The following is a 16,766-nucleotide window of genomic DNA, read 5'->3' on the forward strand; positions in this document are numbered from 1 at the left end:
AAGGTATACAAAGCAAACATATTTAAAAAGATCAGCTTATTTTTTTTGTAATTAAACTTATGATATTGTTTAAATTTTATTTTATATTTTTTGCTTTCTTTAGATCATCAAGATAATTAAATAGCGAATTTTGCACCATTTTCTCGGTTAGTGGTCTGACAACTTGTATGCTATAAATAATGATGCCCTAAATTAATAAAGGACTTGCCGTGCAGCCATTTAATATTAAAACCAATAACTTGAATATTCATGGCTTAAAAGTAGGTTCTGGGGATGAAATAGTAATAGCGTTGCATGGTTGGTTAGATAACTGCCACAGTTTTATACCAATGTTAAGTAAAGCTAAGCCAAAGCACACTTGGTACTGTATTGATTTTGTGGGGCATGGTTTATCATCTAGGCGAAGTGATGATGCACATTATTATTTTGTTGATTATATTGATGATGTGTACCAACTTATTAATGCGCTTGGTGTTAAAAAAGTTCATTTAGTTGGACATTCGATGGGAGCCATGGTTGCAGGGCTTTTTGCTAGTTGCTTTGGTGATTATGTAAAATCTGTTACCTTTATTGAGGGGATTGGGTGTGTTACGACTCCTAGCGAAGGTGTATGTGAACAGCTAAAAAGTGCAGTATTAAATAGAGCGCGTTTAAAAAATAAGAAGCAGAGAGTTTATAAATCGAAAGAGCTTATTTATGAAGCACGTGCTCAAACAACTGATTTGAATAGTGAGCTTATTGCTCTTTTAATGCAGCGAAATATAAAATCGGTTTTAGATGGTTATACATTAACAACTGATCCAAAGCTTAAAAATCACTCAGGTTTTAGGTTTGATGAGGCGCAATGTATTGGTGCAATAAAAGATTTAATTGCACCGTGTCAATTAATTTTAGGTAGCGAAGGTTATTCGTTTGTAAAACAAAATCTGGCAAAGTATATTAGTTATTACAATAGCTTAAAGGTAATTAATGTAGATGGTGGGCACCACTGTCATATGCAAAGTAGTGAACACTGTTTTAAGCATATTCAAGACTTTATGCTGCAAAATGGTGCATGTTAATTGTAAGTTTACGTAAAATGTGGGATTATTCCTCCATTAGAGTATTTGCTCAATTGTTAAAGCGCCTTACTTAGATTAAGGTTAATAAAAATATAACTATAAACAGGGGCTAAGAGTGGAAAAAATTTGGCTTAAGCGCTACCCAGAAGGTATGCCTGAAACTATCGATCCTGAGCACTATGCCTCATTACTCGAAGTGTTTGAAAAAAGTTTTACCGACTACAAAGATTTACCCGCATTTACAAATATGGGTAAAACCTTGTCTTATGATGAAATTGATACTGCAACTAAAAAAGTTGCGTCTTATATTCAAAATGATTTAGGCCTTAAAAAATGTGACAAAGTGGCAGTTATGATGCCTAATTTGTTACAAACGCCTATTGCTATTTTAGGTATTTTACGTGCAGGCTGTGTTGTTGTTAATGTAAACCCACTCTACACAGTGCGTGAACTTGAGCACCAACTTAAAGATTCTGATACTTCAGCAATTTTTATATTGGCTAACTTTGCCGATACACTCGAAAAAGCGCTACCGCATACCGATGTTAAACATATTGTTGTTACCCAAGTAGGTGACATGATGGGTGGCATTAAAAAGCATGTTGTAAACTTTGTTGTTAAGTACATTAAAAAGATGGTGCCAAGCTACACTTTGCCAAATACCATAGATTTTTGCGACTTACTTAAAGCCGACGAAAATGCCTATGTACGCCCAGAGGTTAACTTAAGTGATTTAGCTTTTTTACAATATACCGGCGGAACAACGGGTGTATCTAAAGGCGCAATGTTAAGCCACGGTAATATGGTAGGTAATCTTGAGCAAGTTTCAGGATGTTTAGACCCAGTGCTTGAGCGCGGTAAAGAAGTGGTAATAACTGCGTTACCGCTTTACCATATTTTTGCATTAACGGCTAACTGCTTAACATTTATGAAGTACGGCGGATTAAATGTACTTATAACTAACCCACGCGACATGCCTGGTTTTATTAAAGAATTAAGTAAAGCTAAATTTACTGCTATTACGGGTGTAAACACTTTATTTAATGGTTTGTTAAACACGCCAGGATTTGCCGAACTTGATTTCAGTCATTTAAAAATGTCACTTGGTGGCGGTATGGCTGTACAACGCCCAGTTGCTGAAAAATGGCAAACAGTTACAAAATCTAAATTAATGGAAGGGTATGGTTTAACCGAGTGTTCTCCTTTAGTTACCGTTAGTCCTTATGACTTAACGGCATATAATGGCTCAATTGGTTTACCGGCTCCAAGTACCGAAATCAAATTAATTCTTGATAATGGCCAAGAAGCAGCAAAAGGTGAACCAGGAGAGCTTTGGGTTAAAGGCCCGCAAGTTATGCTTGGTTACTACAAACGCCCAGATGCAACCGCTGAGAGCTTACAAGATGGCTGGTTTGCTACCGGTGACATAGCAACTTATGACGACGAAGGTTTCTTTTATATAGTCGATCGTAAAAAAGATATGATTATTGTATCTGGCTTTAATGTTTTCCCTAATGAGATAGAAGAGGTAGTGGCTATGCACGAAGGTGTGCTTGAAGTTGCTGCTATTGGTATTCCTCACGATGTAAGTGGTGAACAAGTTAAAGTTTTTGTTGTTAAAAAAGACCCTTCTTTAACTGAAAAAGATATAATAAGTCACTGTCGTGATAATTTAACTAATTATAAGGTCCCAAAACTGGTAGAGTTTAGGGATGAGTTACCTAAAACTAACGTAGGTAAAATACTCCGAAGAGCCTTGAAAGATTAGCAACCTATAAAAAAGCCGACATATGTCGGCTTTTTTATTGTAGGAGATTAAGTGCAATACCAATTGATCGAAACCCAAAATCAACTGAACACTTTTGTTGAACAAATAAAAAATAAGCCTATTTTAGCTATTGATACTGAGTTTATGCGTCGTCGCACTTTGTATCCAGAAGTTGCACTTATCCAAGTTTTTGATGGTGAGCATTTAGCGCTTATCGATCCGTTAGCTGAGCTCTCATTATTCGATTTTTGGGAAATACTAAAAGATCCTAGTGTTTTAAAAGTACTGCATTCTCCTTCAGAAGATATTGAGGTTTTTCAAAAATACGCAGGCTTTGTTCCATCCCCACTTTTTGATACACAATTTGCGTTGCAGTTACTTGGGGAAGGTAACTGTATGGGCTTTGCCCTTATGGTAAAAGAGTTGCAAGGTATTGAAATAGATAAAAGTGAGTCACGCACTAACTGGCTGCAACGTCCGTTAACTAAAAAACAGTTAGATTATGCTGCTGCAGATACTTTTTACTTATTGCCGTGTTTCGAGCTGATTATAGAGCGTATTAATGCCGCTGGGTTCTTTGACATTGTAATAAACGAGAGTGAGCTGATAGCTAAAAAACGTGCGTTTCAAACACCAGACGAGCTTTTATATAAAGATATTAAAAATGCATGGCAACTCAAACCGCACGAACTTGCGGTTTTAAAAGAACTTGCTGTATGGCGCAGAAACAAAGCCATTAAGAAAAATTTAGCGCTAAATTTTGTGTTAAAAGAACATAACATGACTGAAATTGCCAAACGTGGTCCTTCAAGTTTAAATGCTCTACGTCAAATTCCAGGAGTTGAAGCTATTGAAGTTAATCGCTCTGGTGTAGATATAATCAAGTGTATTGAAGTTGCCAAAGCAGTACCAGATGCTGAGCATCCTGAAGTACTTAAGCGCTTAATTGATTTTCCTACTTATAAAAAAGTAGCCAAAGATATTAAACAAAAGATCACTAAAGTCGCTAAAGAGCACAATATACCAGAAGACGTTATGGCCTCTAAAAAGCAAATTAATCAATTGATTAGTTGGAATTGGAAGTTAACTAATGAGCAAAAACAAAGCCATATTAAGCCTGATTTATTAAGCTCTTGGCGCTATAACTATGTTAAAGACGCTTTAAAAGAATGGGATGTTTGATCGTATTTAAGTCTCTAAGGTTAGCTTACATAGATAACTTACTTAATAGTGTATTGAGCTAACAGGTATAAATACTAAGCTATTATAAGTGCACCTATTATTGGGAGGCAGTTATAATAGCTTTATTAATTTATTTGCTATTCATTTAGTGGTGTTTTTTATATACCACTGTTATTAAAGTGCTTTTTATGAAAGTTGAAACAATAAAACGTAAACTATTAGAACTATGTAAACCAGCTTGGATACTAGCTATTTTGGTTGCTTTTAATGGTTACTGGCTAATTAAACCTGTTGTTGCACGTATGCTCGAAATGCTACCGGGTGTATCAAACTGGTCGCTCGATTGGTTAAATTTAATTGATAAAATAGGAATAACAGAACTACCGCGCTTTATTTTAGGTGCAGGCTTAATAATAATGTCGGTTGGCTTAGCTTTAAAAGCACGTTTAGCGTGGGCTTTTTCACTGATACTATTAATAGTGGTCGCGGTTATTAGTATTTCATCGTCAAGCTCTGGGCTAATATTATTGTCTTACACTATGGTTGTGAGCATGTTACTACTCGTATACTGGAAAAGCTTTGATGGCTCTAGTATTACCGCAGGTAGTTTGTTTGCTCTAACCAGTACAGGCGCATTAATGCTTTATGCTGTGTTTGGCACTTTGTATTTAGGCAGCGAGTTTAGTACCCCTATCACCGATTTACCCACTGCATTTTACTTTTCTATTGTGAGCATGTCGACGGTAGGCTATGGCGATCTTTACCCTGTAACGTCTACAGCGCGATTATTTACCGCATCAATTATTGTTATGGGTATTACCGTTTTTGCTACTTCGATCAGTGCTATTATAGGCCCTGTGATTGGTGGTAATCTTAAAAAAATTGTTAAAGGTAGGATTTCGAACGTAATGAGAAAAAATCATTTTATTATTTTAGGTATTTCACCCACCGCACACAGTGTTTATGCCGGTTTGGTAGAGCGTGGCGATGCAGTTACTTTAGTGTGCCCAACTGGGTCTGAACACGAATATCCGGTAGATGCAGACATTGTTTATGGCGACTCAAGCTCAGCCGATATCTTAATCGAAGCGGGCGCTAAAAAGGCAAATTATATTTTAGCGTTACGTAATGATGATGCTGAAAATGCGTTTAGTATTTTAGCGGCTAAAGAAGTTGCTGGCGAGGACACCAAAACAATTGCTTTGGTTAATTCAAGTAAACATATTCCGCAAATTAAGCGCGTAAAACCTGACGTGGTATTTTCATTGCAACTACTCGGTAGTGAGCTGCTAGTGAGAACGCTAAAGGGTGAGACTATTGATAATAAATTGATCACTAAATTGTTCTTTGGTGATGCAGAATAAGCTCGGCTAATTACGGCAATGCTTAACTATTTATATAATAACCTTAAGTGTTAACTAAACTAGTTAACTTCAAGTTGAAATATAAGAGCTTAAATAACTCTCTTATTTTAATTTTAGGGTGAAGCTAAAAAGTAAAATTGTTAAACATAAAAAAGCCGTTCACTTTAATGAACGGCTTTTTTGCGAGCAGTAATTTAATGCTTAATTACTGCCTTATACTTTTGGCTCTTCGTCAGGTAAGGTTACGTTTAGCTCAAGCACAGCTAAGTCATCTTCGTTCTGATCAAATTGAACTTGGACTGCGTCACTGTTCACGTTAACGTATTTACGGATCACATCTAAAATATCTTGTTTTAATTGTGGTAAGTAATCAGGCGTTCCTCGTTGAGAACGTTCGTGCGCGACTATGATCTGCAATCGCTCTTTTGCTAATGACGCACTGTTTTTCTTTTCTGAGCGGAAGTAGTCAAGTAAAGACACGTTAACCTCCAAATATCCGTTTGAATAAACCTTTTTTCTCTACATCTAAGAAGCGAAAGTCGACAGTCTCACCTAGTAAGCGGCTAATCGCATCTGCATAAGCTTGGCCTGCATCAGATTCTGTATCCAATATAACAGGTTGGCCTGAGTTTGAAGCACTTAATACCGCTTGCGATTCAGGAATAACCCCTAATAATGGGATTGACAGAATATCTTGCACATCTTCTACCGATAGCATTTCACCTTTTTCAACACGACCAGGGTTATAGCGTGTTAATAGTAAGTGTTCTTTAATATTTTCTAGGCCTTCTTCAGCACGTTTTGATTTGCTGTGTAAAATACCTAAAATACGATCTGAATCTCGAACTGACGACACTTCTGGGTTTGTTGTTACAATTGCTTCATCAGCAAAGTACATCGCCATCATAGCGCCAGCTTCAATACCTGCTGGTGAATCACATACTATGTAATCAAAGTCTTCTTTTAGTTCATTTAGTACGCGTTCAACACCTTCACGTGTTAAAGCATCTTTATCACGAGTTTGTGAAGCAGGTAGTAAAAATAATTTATCTACACGTTTATCTTTAATAAGCGCTTGGTTAAGGTTTGCCTCACCATTAATTACATTTACAAAGTCATAAACAACGCGGCGTTCACAACCCATAATTAAATCTAAGTTACGTAAACCAATATCAAAGTCGATAATAACTGTTTTATAGCCTTTTAACGCTAAGCCTGTGCCAATTGCAGCACTTGATGTTGTTTTACCAACACCGCCTTTACCTGAGGTAACGACAATTACTTTTGCCATGAGATTTATCCTTTAACCAAAGCTGAAATTTCTAATGATTCGTCTTTTTGTTGTATTTGCACTGCATTTCCCCAATGTTCACCTTGTAGCGAATCACTGATCCAGTAATTACCATCTATTGAAACCAGCTCGGCTTCAAGTTTTTGGCAAAAAATGTGTGCTTCTTTAAAACCTTTTGCGCCAGCAATAGCGCGACCGCGTAGCGTGCCATAAATATGCACATTCCCATCGGCAATGACCTCCGCACCATGGCTAACTGCGCCAAGTACTATCAAATCTCTATCTTTTGCATAAACTTGTTGTCCAGAGCGAACTGTACCGCTGATAATTTGCGCTGGTAAATGCACCGTTTTTTCTACAATCGATGTATTGGGCTCTTGTTTAACAGGTTCGCTCTTAACGTCTTGTGAATAATTTAAAACAGATAAGCCAGCAGCCTTTGCTTGAGTATGTTGCTCATCTGAGCCATTACACACACCAACCGCATTAAAACTCATTCGCTCGATTAATGATTTTAAGTGAACAAAATCAAGTGAACTGTTTTTAATTTCTATTAAATTAACGACAATAGGCGCACCCTCAAAAAACTTAGGGGCCTGGGCTATTTTTACATACAGTTGTTCTGCTAAAAGGTTTATATCAGTACTATAAAGATGCAAAACTGATAACGTAAAAAGATTCCCTTTTAACTCAAAAATTTGGTCCGACATACACGCTCAATTGATTTGTCTGATTAGAAATTAATTTTAGATAAACGTAGGCTGAATAGGGCCTTTATTGAAATTTCTAATCTAATTTTTCTAACTTATTATTACTCTCATGTTATAGTGTGCGGCATTGTTAAGCAAGAATTTATAGGGCCATAATGCTCACTGCAGTATATAAAAGTAAGAAAAAAGCGGATACGTTCTTATTTGTTGAAAAAAGAGATGATTTTAGTAAAGTTCCGGAACCTTTGATGACCATGTTTGGTCAACCTGTTTATGTGATGATCATCAATTTAGCAAAACGTGAGCATTTAGGTGGGGCAGATTTAGAAACTGTAAAAGCAGCGTTATCAAATCCTGATAAAGGCTACTACTTACAAATTCCACCACCTGAGCAAAATTTGCTAAGCCAATTAAGAAAAGACAATGGAGTTGATAGTGATTAAAAAACTTATCGTTATATTATGTGGTGTATGTTTAAGCTCACCTGTTATGGCAAAAACTCAGGCTGAATTTCAAGATTATTTAGCGAATTTAAAGCAAGAAGCTATCGCAAAAGGTTACGAAGCCAAACTTATTGACGATGCGTTTGCAACAGCAACGTATAAAGAAAAAGTGGTTTCGGCTGACAAAAACCAGCCAGAAGTAAAAGAAACCCTTGAAACGTATTTACCAAAACGTGTACCACAATGGAAAATTGACCGCGCACGTAAGCTTTACGCAGAAAACAAAGAGGTACTTGAAAAAGTAGCGAAAGAGTTTGGCGTACAAGCACGCTTTATAGTCGCGCTTTGGGGGCTTGAAAGTAACTTTGGTACAATTCAAGGCGGTCATAACGTTATTTCATCATTAGTGACACTTGCTTTTGATGGACGCCGAGAAGCACTCTATAAGCGCCAACTTTGGGCTGCACTGGATATTTTAAAGTCGGGCCACATAACGCTTGATAAATTTAAAGGCTCTTGGGCAGGCGCAATGGGGCAAACGCAATTTATGCCTACCTCTTTTAATGCTTACGCGGTTGATTACAATAACGATGGTCGTAAAGATATTTGGACTACAAAAGAAGATGCTTTTGCCTCAATTGCTAATTATCTAAAACAAGAAGGCTGGAATGACTCTCTTACGTGGGGTCGCCAAGTTCAGTTACCTGAAAACTTTGATAGTAAATACGTTTTAGTGCGTGGTACCAAAACTCGCAAGCAGTGGTTAGAATATTGGAATGACTCAGAGCGCTCATTAGCTGATTGGCAAGCACTGGGTGTTCGTAAAGCTGATGGTTCTGATTTACCTAATGTAGACGTACGTGCTGCGCTGGTTATGCCTGATGATATAAATGGCCGTATGTACTTAGCGTACGATAACTACAAAGTGTTTATGCATTGGAATCGCTCGTATTACTTTGCTACTAGTGTAGGTTACTTGTCGGATAGAATTGGTTATCCAAAAATCTAATTTTTAAAATATACCTATAAATAAAGCCGCAATTGCGGCTTTATTCTTTTTTGAATATCTTTTCTTTTAGGTCAATAACTTTACCAATTCCAGAACCTAGCTTCATTAGCTTATTAAGTTGCTCTGGCGTTAAACGCTGTAGTTCTGATGACCATTTAGTGACAGTTTCAAGTAGGTTGTGAATCTCACCCATTTGTTTTTGTGCATAAAGCTCATCGTCGTTACTGGCTTCGTCTAATAAGTTATCGCGTAGTAGCGTTAAGGTGGGCTCAATTTCACGCTTTTTACGTTCTTCAAATACGCGATTTGCCATATCCCAAATATCGCCAGCAGGGGCGTAGTACTCTTTACGATCGCCAGGAATATGCTGTACTTTAATTAACTGCCACGATTGCAGCTCTTTAATGCCCATACTTACATTACCGCGAGAAATACTAAGCGCATCTGCAATTTCATTAGCTGTCATTGGGTTTTTAGTAATAATCAGCAAACCACACATTTGTCCGATAGTACGATTGAATCCCCAGCGGCTGCCCATCTCACCACAATGCATTACAAAGGCAAAATTCTTTTCGGATAAACTCATAGCTTAGTAACTTTCAGTAATTTCAGAAAGTAAATGCTAGCACGCTCATTTTGGATAGCAAGTTCTTAGCCATTTTATAAATTGATTTTAACGACTAAAGTATAATTTAGATTAATATTTATACATCTATATTGGGATATGTTGTACACAACAATACGTAAATAAATCCTTATTTTTAATTTTTTCACATACGATGGAATGACTATGAAAGCTGCAATTAATAATGAATACAAAGGTAAATTAGAAATAACAGACCTACCAATTCCTGAGGTGGGAATAAACGATGTTTTAGTAAAAATAGCGGCCTGTGGCGTTTGCCATACCGATTTACATGCCTGTCATGGGGATTGGCCAGTAAAACCAAAAATGCCATTAGTACCAGGGCACGAAGGTGTCGGTGTTATCGAAAAAGTCGGAAGCAACATTAAGCACTTAGAAGTTGGCGATAGAGTCGGTATTCCTTGGCTCTATAGTGCATGTGGGCACTGTGAGTTTTGCCTAGATGGCAAAGAAACACTGTGTTTATCGCAGCACAATACGGGCTATTCTATTGATGGTAGTTATGCAGAATATTGTTTAGCGCATGGCGACTACGTTGTAAAAATACCTCAGGGATTAGGCTTTTCTGAGGCTGCTCCATTATTTTGTGCAGGTGTTACAACCTATAAAGCATTAAAAGTATCTGGTGCTAAACCAGGGCAGTGGGTTGCTATTGTTGGTGTAGGCGGGCTTGGGCACTTGGCCGTGCAATATGCTAAAGCAATGGGTTTTAATGTAATAGCTGTTGATACAGGCAAAGAAAAACTCGCGCTTGCTAAAGAGCTAGGCGCAGATATCACCCTCGATTTTAAAGAGGTGGTTCCAAGCGAAGCTATTTTTGAACAAGTCGGTGGCGCGCATGGTGTTGTGTGTACTGCAGTGTCTAAAGCTGGGTTTGAACAAGCCTATAAAAGTGTACGCCGTGGCGGTAAATGCGTATTAGTGGGATTACCTCCAGAGGATATGCCACTTCCTATTTTTGATACTGTGCTTAATGGCGTTTCAGTAGTTGGCTCTATTGTTGGTACACGTAAAGATTTGCAAGAATGCTTGGAATTTGCAGCGCAAGGTAAAGTAAAAGCGATTATTGAAGAAAAACGCTTAGAGGACATTAACGAAATTTTTGATGATATGCTCAAAGGTGAAATTAACGGTCGCATAGTGGTTACTATTTAATTTAGATTAAGCGTTTATAAAACACAAAAAAGCACGGCTTCTAAATTAGAAAACCGTGCTTTTTAAGTATTTAACTAACCTGAGCGCTGAAAATAGCTGCTTGAGATAGATTTATTATCCAGAGTTCAGGTTAGCTAGTTAAAGTGTGTAACTAAAACTTAGTTTTGCATTACGCTCTTCCCCTGGCATACCACCTAAAAACATCGCTTTTGAGTAATACTTTTTGTTGAACAAGTTATTTAAGTTTAACTGCATATGCCATTTATCAGTTGTATACGATACAGCTGTATCGTAAGTTGTGTAACTTGGTACATAACCATCAGGAATCGAAAACGAACTTGAATTAGTACTTCTGTTATCTACAAATGTAATACCACCACTTATATTTACAGCTTCAGGTAAATTAAACATATCTGCGTAGTAGGTTACCCACGTACTTGCTGTTACGTAAGGCACACCTTTTTGGCGTGTGTCGTAACTGCTGCTGTTAGGATTACTTTTGTCACGTGCATCTTGATAAATACCGTTTACGTTTACTTTCCATTTATCGTTCAAGTAAGCATTTAAATCAAGCTCAACACCTTTTGTTTGCTCTTTACCATCATAATAGCTTTCAGGTACATCTGAGCCTGATGTTAAAGCGTCATAAAGCGGGTTTGCGTATTCTAAATTAGTACGAGAGCTTTCAAATATAACAACAGATGCGAGTAGTTGGTCATCAAATGCTTTAAATCTAAAACCTAGGTCGTTACTTATAGACTCTGAATCTTCTCGGTCAGCTTCATTACCCGCCACAGAGCCTAATACACTATACGCTGTACGCCCTTTTGAATGATTTACAAATACAGATAAATCTTCAGATGGCTGATACGTTGCACCAAGGTTATACGTTAAGCCAGAATCTGATGTACTCGCTTCAGGTGTTGGCTCTGCACGGCTAGAACTGTAACGCTCATCAACACCAAAGTGCTCATAAGTTTGCTCAATTCGGTTATATGCCACACCAATACGCGTTGTAAGTTCTTCAGTTATGTAACCAACATGTTGAATGCCTAAGCCCCATGCTTGTACTTTTTTATTGTAGTCACTTGTTTTAAGTGGATCGTAATCTTCAAAGTTACCGGTTGGCCAATTTGGTTCTCTTATATCGTAAATATACGGTAAAGAACCTTGGTACGTTACATCACCATCATTGTTTGTGAGTACGTAATCTTGATCCCATATTGAGAATTGTTTAAAGCGAATATCTCTATCTTCATAGTTGGCGTTAACAAGCAATTCGTTATCTACGTCGCCTAACATAAAGTCATAACGTAAATCTAAAAAGTACTGCCACGATTTTTCGTCCGCTTCTACTTGGCGGTATTCTTGGCGGCGTGCTGCAAACGGGTAAAGTACGCCGTCTTCAACTAAAGGTGCACGAGGGTCATTATTAATAATGCCACTGCGCGTTGAATAGACGTAGTTATATGCACCTGTTTGGCGTGCAAAACTAGATGTGTAGTTGCGGTACTGTAGCTGCTGGTTTAAAAACAAATCGTCAGTAATGTAATAGTTATGCGTTAATTTAAAACGCAACTCTTCACCTTCGTTAGCATCAGCCATTGGTGAAATAATACCATTTGTGCCAAAGCTATAAGGTGTTAAGCCATCTGATGCTGATAATGAATTAGCAAGTTGGTCGCGTTGTGCATCACTTAACTGTACGCCGCTTCCTGTCGGATCGTTTACTAAATCGGCACCAGTTACTTCACCCGCGCTTAAGCCATTTGCAGTTTCTGCATCGTAAATACGAATAGGGTGACCAATAGAATCAACCGCTATTTCATCTTTTATATAGGCTGCAGAAAGCATGATGTTTTGTCTGTCGTTTAGCACGTATTTAAGCGAGGTATAAATTTCGTCGCGATCTTCTTTTAAATCGCGAAAGCCGTCACTTGACGCTGTTTTAGCCATTACACGATAAGCTAAATCATCTGTTATAGCGTTAGTACTATCAAACGATAATGAATAGCTATCCCACTGGCCAAGCTCAGCCGATACTTTGTGTTTTTCTTCGAAATCGGGTTTTTTTTCAATTAGGTTAATTACGCCACCTGCACTACCAATGCCATATAAACCTGTTGCTGGGCCTTTTAAAACCTCAACAGATTCAACATTTGTAAGTGAACGAGTTGGGTTAAATGTATTACCCAGGCCTGCACCACCGTACATACCATCGTAGGTGTAGTTTGCATCTAAACCACGAATTACTAAGTTATCACCAATACCGTAATTATTACCTGCTTGTGTTAAGCCACTTACGTTTCTAACTAAATCTTGTAAGCTATCCACACCTTGAGATTCAATAAGTTCTCGGTCAATAATTACAACCGGTGCAGGAGTTTCCATTAAAGACATGTCTGATTTAGTAGCAAGACCAGAGCTCATCACCACGCGGTTTTGCTTTTCGTATACGCTGATGCGTTCAATATCAGCATCAACTTGTGTATTTTGGGCAAATGCCATATTTGCATTTAAACAAGCAAGAGTAATAAGAGAGTACTTAAACGTTTTCATAGAGTGATAACTATTCGCGTTATTGAATTTGCGCGAATGATAATGGTTATTGTTTTTAAAGTGAATAGAAAGTTCATTTTATTTGATTAAATAAAATTGTTCGGATAATTAATAGACAAAATCGAGTCTAATAGGGGGGCGGTGACCCTTTTATGGCATATTCAAGATAGGTGAGAGTTTTATTAAGGCTGAGTAAACTCAGCCTTAATAGTGTGTATTTACAACTGGTTTTTATAAACAACCCCTGCTTTCATTACAAAAGGTACTGCCTCTAAGGTTTTAATACTTTTAAGAGGATTTGCTTTAACCGCAATTATATCAGCTGCAAATCCGGTTTTAATTTGTCCTAACTGAGTATCCATTTTTAATAACTTAGCGCTATTAATAGTTGATGCTTGAATGGCTTGTAGTTCTGTCATGCCAAATTCAACCATGCGGCTAAACTGTTTTGCATTATCTCCGTGCGGGTAAATTGCTGCATCGGTACCGAACACCATTTTAACACCCGCTTTTACAGCACGGCTAAAGCTATCACGTTGCCTTTTAGAAACTTGGCGCTCTTTATTTAGGTTTTCTTCGTCTACGCCGTTTTGCTCGCCATAAGTGAGCGTGTATTCGGTGTTATAAATATCCATAGAAAGCCAAGTTCCATGCTCTTTAGCAAGCGCTATTGCCTCGTCATCTAAAAAGCTCGCGTGCTCTACGCTATCAACACCTGCTTTAATCGCTGTTTTTATACCGCTTGTACCGTGCGCATGGGCAGCTACTGGTAAATCTCGCATATGGGCTTCATCAACAATGGCTTTCATTTCTTCAAAAGAATACTGCTGTGCACCTACTTTAGTCCCTTTTGAAAATACTCCACCTGTGGCGCAAAACTTAATAGCATTTGCCCCGTATTTAATATTTTCGCGTACTTTTATACGCGCAGCCCATGGACCGTCTGCGACGCCACTTGAAGTATATTTAAGCTCAGGAGGTAATCGGTTGTTATCACAGTGCCCGCCAGTAATGCCGAGTGATGGGCCTGCAGCCCAAATACGAGGGCCAACTATGTCACCCGCATTTATGCCGTCACGCACGGCTATGACGCTGTAACCTTCTGCGCCAACATTACGTACTGTTGTAAATCCAGCTTCTAAGGTTTTTTTAGCAAAATGAGCCGCTTTAATCGCCATTCTAGGAACTGACTGGCCTAAACGTTCACTGCGCGGAACCGTAGGGTCGCTCGTTAAATGCACATGCATATCCATTAAACCTGGCATAAGGGTTAAATCAGGGAGTTGAATATGTTTATCATCTTTAGACAGCGTTGGTTTTTTATTTTGTTCAATGTTTGTAATTACGCCATCATCAATAGTAATTAAAGGGGATTTAATGAGCTTGCCATCTTTAACATCAACCATGACTTTAGCTGATAGGTATGTAACTGCATGGGTATTAAAAGCGGTTAAGCAAAGTAAGGCAATAGAGGTGCTGAGTAGTTGTTTTTTCATTTTATTTTTCTTTTAAATCATATTTTAATTAATAGAAATGTAACAAGTTCAGATAAAAGTGCAAATTTAATACGATGAATGCAATCTATCGTAATTTCTTTATTAAGCACGCTTTAATGCGCATAATTAAAAAACGATATTAAAAAGGATTAACATGAAATCAATTAAATTAGCATTGGTTGCCAGTGGCGTTATGTTTGCTTTAAGTGGCTGTATGAATACTGAGCTTAGTACACACACTAATACCAGTACACAGTTAAACACAGTTAACGCATCGGCAGGTATTGTTTCAGAGCTTTCAGCAGAGCAACAACTCGATGTACTTGTTGTACAGTATTACGATGAATCGCTCACATATAGCCCCATCAGCGCAACTTACAATGGTCGTAATGAGTTTAACGATCAATTCACGCCTATGATTTCAAAAGAAAATAGAGCAAAAAAAGCCGCTTTTTATAAAAAATATCAACAGCGATTAAACTTTATAGATAAAGCACAGTTAACAGGGCAATCGCTTTTAAGTTTTGAAATATTAGAGCGTGACCTTGCACTTAAATTAGAAGGCATGCAGTTCCCTGATTATTTACTACCAATAAATCAAATGGCGGGTGCGCATAACACCTTTGCAGGTTTTGGTTCAGGTCAAAGTGCTCAGCCGTTTAATACCGTTGAAGATTACACGGCTTTTATCTCGCGTAGCGAAGGTTTTGTAAAGTGGCTTGCAAGTGTAGAGCGTTCAATGGCGCAAGGCATCAAACTAGGTATTACGTTACCAAAACCACTTGCTGAAAAATTACAGCCACAATTTGCAGCTCATGTAGTTAAAAATCCAGAGGATTCACTATTTTGGGGACCAATTAAAAAATTACCAGAATCGTTTAGCGAACAACAAAAGCAAAAAATTACAGCGCAGTATCGTCAATTGATTATGCAGCACTTAGTACCGGCTTATAAAAGTATGAGTGACTTTTTAGCTAATCAATATATTCCTAATAGTCGAGAAAGCGTAGGTTACAGTGACTTACCAAACGGTAAAGCATGGTACGAATACCAAATTAAGAAAAACACGACGCTTAGCTTATCTGCAGACGAAATTCATGACATTGGTTTAAGTGAAGTGTCGCGCATTTTAAGCGAAATGAAAAAAGTAAAAGAAACCGTAGGCTTTAAAGGTGAGCTATCTGAATTTTTTGATCATTTACGTGATTCAGATGAATTTTACTACGACACGCCCGAGGAGTTAATTGCGGCATATGAAAACGTTAAGAAAAAAATAGATGCGCGTTTACCTCTACTTTTTAACATAGCACCCAAAGCACCTTACGTTGTAAAAGCGGTTGAAGCCTACAGAGCGCAGTCGGCAGCTGGTGCATCTTATGCATCTCCGGCACCTGATGGCTCTCGCCCTGGTATCTTTTATATCAATGCTTATAACTTAAAAGCGCAGCCTAAATTTTTACTTGAAACTTTATCGATTCACGAAGCAGCCCCGGGTCATCATTTTCAAATAGCACTTCAGCAAGAAATAGAGGGCTTACCTGATTTTCGTAAATTTGGTGGCTATACCGTGTTTGCAGAAGGTTGGGCGCTTTACGCAGAAAGCTTAGGTAAAGAGCTAGGCTTATTTACCAACCCTTATATGTGGTATGGACGTTTATCGGATGAGCAATTACGCGCTATGCGATTAGTGCTCGATACAGGTTTTCATGCTAAAGGCTGGACGCGTCAACAAGGTATTGATTACATGCTTGCAAATTCATCTATGGCTAAAAGTGATGTAATTGCTGAAGTAGAGCGATATATTGCATGGCCAGGACAAGCGCTTTCTTACAAGTTAGGGCAATTTAAAATTCAAGAATTACGTGATTTTTCTAAAAAACAACTGGGTGATAAATTTGATATTAAAGCGTTTCACACGCAAATATTAATTGATGGCGCATTGCCAATGCCAATTCTAGAGGAAAAAATTAAGCGTTGGGTTAAATCTCAAAGCTAATTTGTAGCGCAAAGCCAGTACTTTGAAAGGGTATTGGCTTTGCGCCATTTACAGCAATACGGTAGAATGCGCGCTCTTTAGGGGGC

At 38.0% G+C, this 16,766-nt stretch carries 14 protein-coding genes; 8 read left to right on the forward strand and 6 right to left on the reverse strand.

Translation table 11 applies throughout. The annotated features are described in order from the left end of the window. Positions 1-209: 209 nt before the first annotated feature. The 4 genes from GQR53_RS01170 (at position 210) to kch (ending at position 5,375) form a co-directional block, all read left to right on the forward strand. A complete protein-coding gene (locus tag GQR53_RS01170) occupies positions 210-1,061 on the forward strand; it encodes an alpha/beta hydrolase (protein WP_024604836.1) in 852 nt (283 codons plus the stop codon). A 115-nt stretch (positions 1,062-1,176) separates the two neighbouring features. Next, complete coding sequence (fadD, locus tag GQR53_RS01175) at positions 1,177-2,829, forward strand: long-chain-fatty-acid--CoA ligase FadD (protein WP_024604837.1); 1,653 nt, start codon at positions 1,177-1,179, stop codon at positions 2,827-2,829. A gap of 51 nt (positions 2,830-2,880) precedes the next feature. Further along, positions 2,881-4,011, forward strand: a complete 1,131-nt coding sequence (gene rnd / locus GQR53_RS01180; RefSeq protein WP_165742641.1) for a ribonuclease D — start codon at positions 2,881-2,883, stop codon at positions 4,009-4,011. Positions 4,012-4,199: 188 nt separating this feature from the next. Further along, on the forward strand, positions 4,200-5,375 hold the full coding sequence (gene kch, locus GQR53_RS01185) for a voltage-gated potassium channel protein (RefSeq protein ID WP_165742642.1): 1,176 nt from the start codon (positions 4,200-4,202) through the stop codon (positions 5,373-5,375). A gap of 213 nt (positions 5,376-5,588) precedes the next feature. On the opposite strand, the gene minE is transcribed toward kch, so the two are convergent. Genes minE through minC form a run of 3 tightly spaced genes read right to left on the reverse strand, consistent with a single transcriptional unit; the run spans position 5,589 to position 7,376 of the window. Continuing rightward, positions 5,589-5,855, reverse strand: coding sequence for a cell division topological specificity factor MinE (gene minE, locus GQR53_RS01190; RefSeq protein ID WP_165742643.1), 267 nt, complete (start codon positions 5,853-5,855; stop codon positions 5,589-5,591). Position 5,856: 1 nt separating this feature from the next. Beyond that, the gene (gene minD / locus GQR53_RS01195; protein WP_024604841.1) at positions 5,857-6,666 is read right to left on the reverse strand and encodes a septum site-determining protein MinD; all 810 of its coding nucleotides are present in this window, start codon (positions 6,664-6,666) and stop codon (positions 5,857-5,859) included. Positions 6,667-6,671: 5 nt separating this feature from the next. After that, a complete protein-coding gene (gene minC / locus GQR53_RS01200; RefSeq protein WP_024596847.1) occupies positions 6,672-7,376 on the reverse strand; it encodes a septum site-determining protein MinC in 705 nt (234 codons plus the stop codon). Between the two features lie 155 nt (positions 7,377-7,531). On the opposite strand from minC, the gene GQR53_RS01205 reads away from it, so the two are divergent. Both GQR53_RS01205 and GQR53_RS01210 read left to right on the forward strand, forming a co-directional pair. Then, positions 7,532-7,819 (forward strand): YcgL domain-containing protein, encoded by a 288-nt coding sequence (locus tag GQR53_RS01205; protein ID WP_008134235.1) that lies wholly within the window; start codon positions 7,532-7,534, stop codon positions 7,817-7,819. Continuing rightward, a complete protein-coding gene (locus GQR53_RS01210) occupies positions 7,812-8,828 on the forward strand; it encodes a lytic murein transglycosylase (RefSeq protein WP_004334714.1) in 1,017 nt (338 codons plus the stop codon). Before GQR53_RS01205 ends, GQR53_RS01210 begins: the two co-directional genes overlap by 8 nt. 40 nt (positions 8,829-8,868) lie before the next feature. On the opposite strand, the gene GQR53_RS01215 is transcribed toward GQR53_RS01210, so the two are convergent. Beyond that, entirely contained in the window at positions 8,869-9,414 is a 546-nt protein-coding gene (locus tag GQR53_RS01215) for a MarR family transcriptional regulator (RefSeq protein ID WP_024596846.1), read from the reverse strand. A gap of 204 nt (positions 9,415-9,618) precedes the next feature. On the opposite strand from GQR53_RS01215, the gene adhP reads away from it, so the two are divergent. Further along, the gene (adhP, locus tag GQR53_RS01220) at positions 9,619-10,629 is read left to right on the forward strand and encodes an alcohol dehydrogenase AdhP (protein ID WP_165742644.1); all 1,011 of its coding nucleotides are present in this window, start codon (positions 9,619-9,621) and stop codon (positions 10,627-10,629) included. A 138-nt stretch (positions 10,630-10,767) separates the two neighbouring features. On the opposite strand, the gene GQR53_RS01225 is transcribed toward adhP, so the two are convergent. Together GQR53_RS01225 and GQR53_RS01230 are read right to left on the reverse strand one after the other, a co-directional pair. Further along, positions 10,768-13,188 (reverse strand): TonB-dependent receptor, encoded by a 2,421-nt coding sequence (locus GQR53_RS01225; protein ID WP_165742645.1) that lies wholly within the window; start codon positions 13,186-13,188, stop codon positions 10,768-10,770. Positions 13,189-13,406: 218 nt separating this feature from the next. Continuing rightward, positions 13,407-14,684, reverse strand: coding sequence for an amidohydrolase family protein (locus GQR53_RS01230; protein WP_165742646.1), 1,278 nt, complete (start codon positions 14,682-14,684; stop codon positions 13,407-13,409). Between the two features lie 154 nt (positions 14,685-14,838). Here GQR53_RS01230 and GQR53_RS01235 point away from each other — a divergent pair, with 154 nt between their 5' ends. Further along, a complete protein-coding gene (locus tag GQR53_RS01235) occupies positions 14,839-16,680 on the forward strand; it encodes a DUF885 domain-containing protein (protein ID WP_165742647.1) in 1,842 nt (613 codons plus the stop codon). Positions 16,681-16,766: the final 86 nt, after the last annotated feature.

This window comes from Pseudoalteromonas sp. Z9A6 (genome assembly GCF_011378805.1).
GTDB classification, from domain to species: domain Bacteria; phylum Pseudomonadota; class Gammaproteobacteria; order Enterobacterales; family Alteromonadaceae; genus Pseudoalteromonas; species Pseudoalteromonas distincta.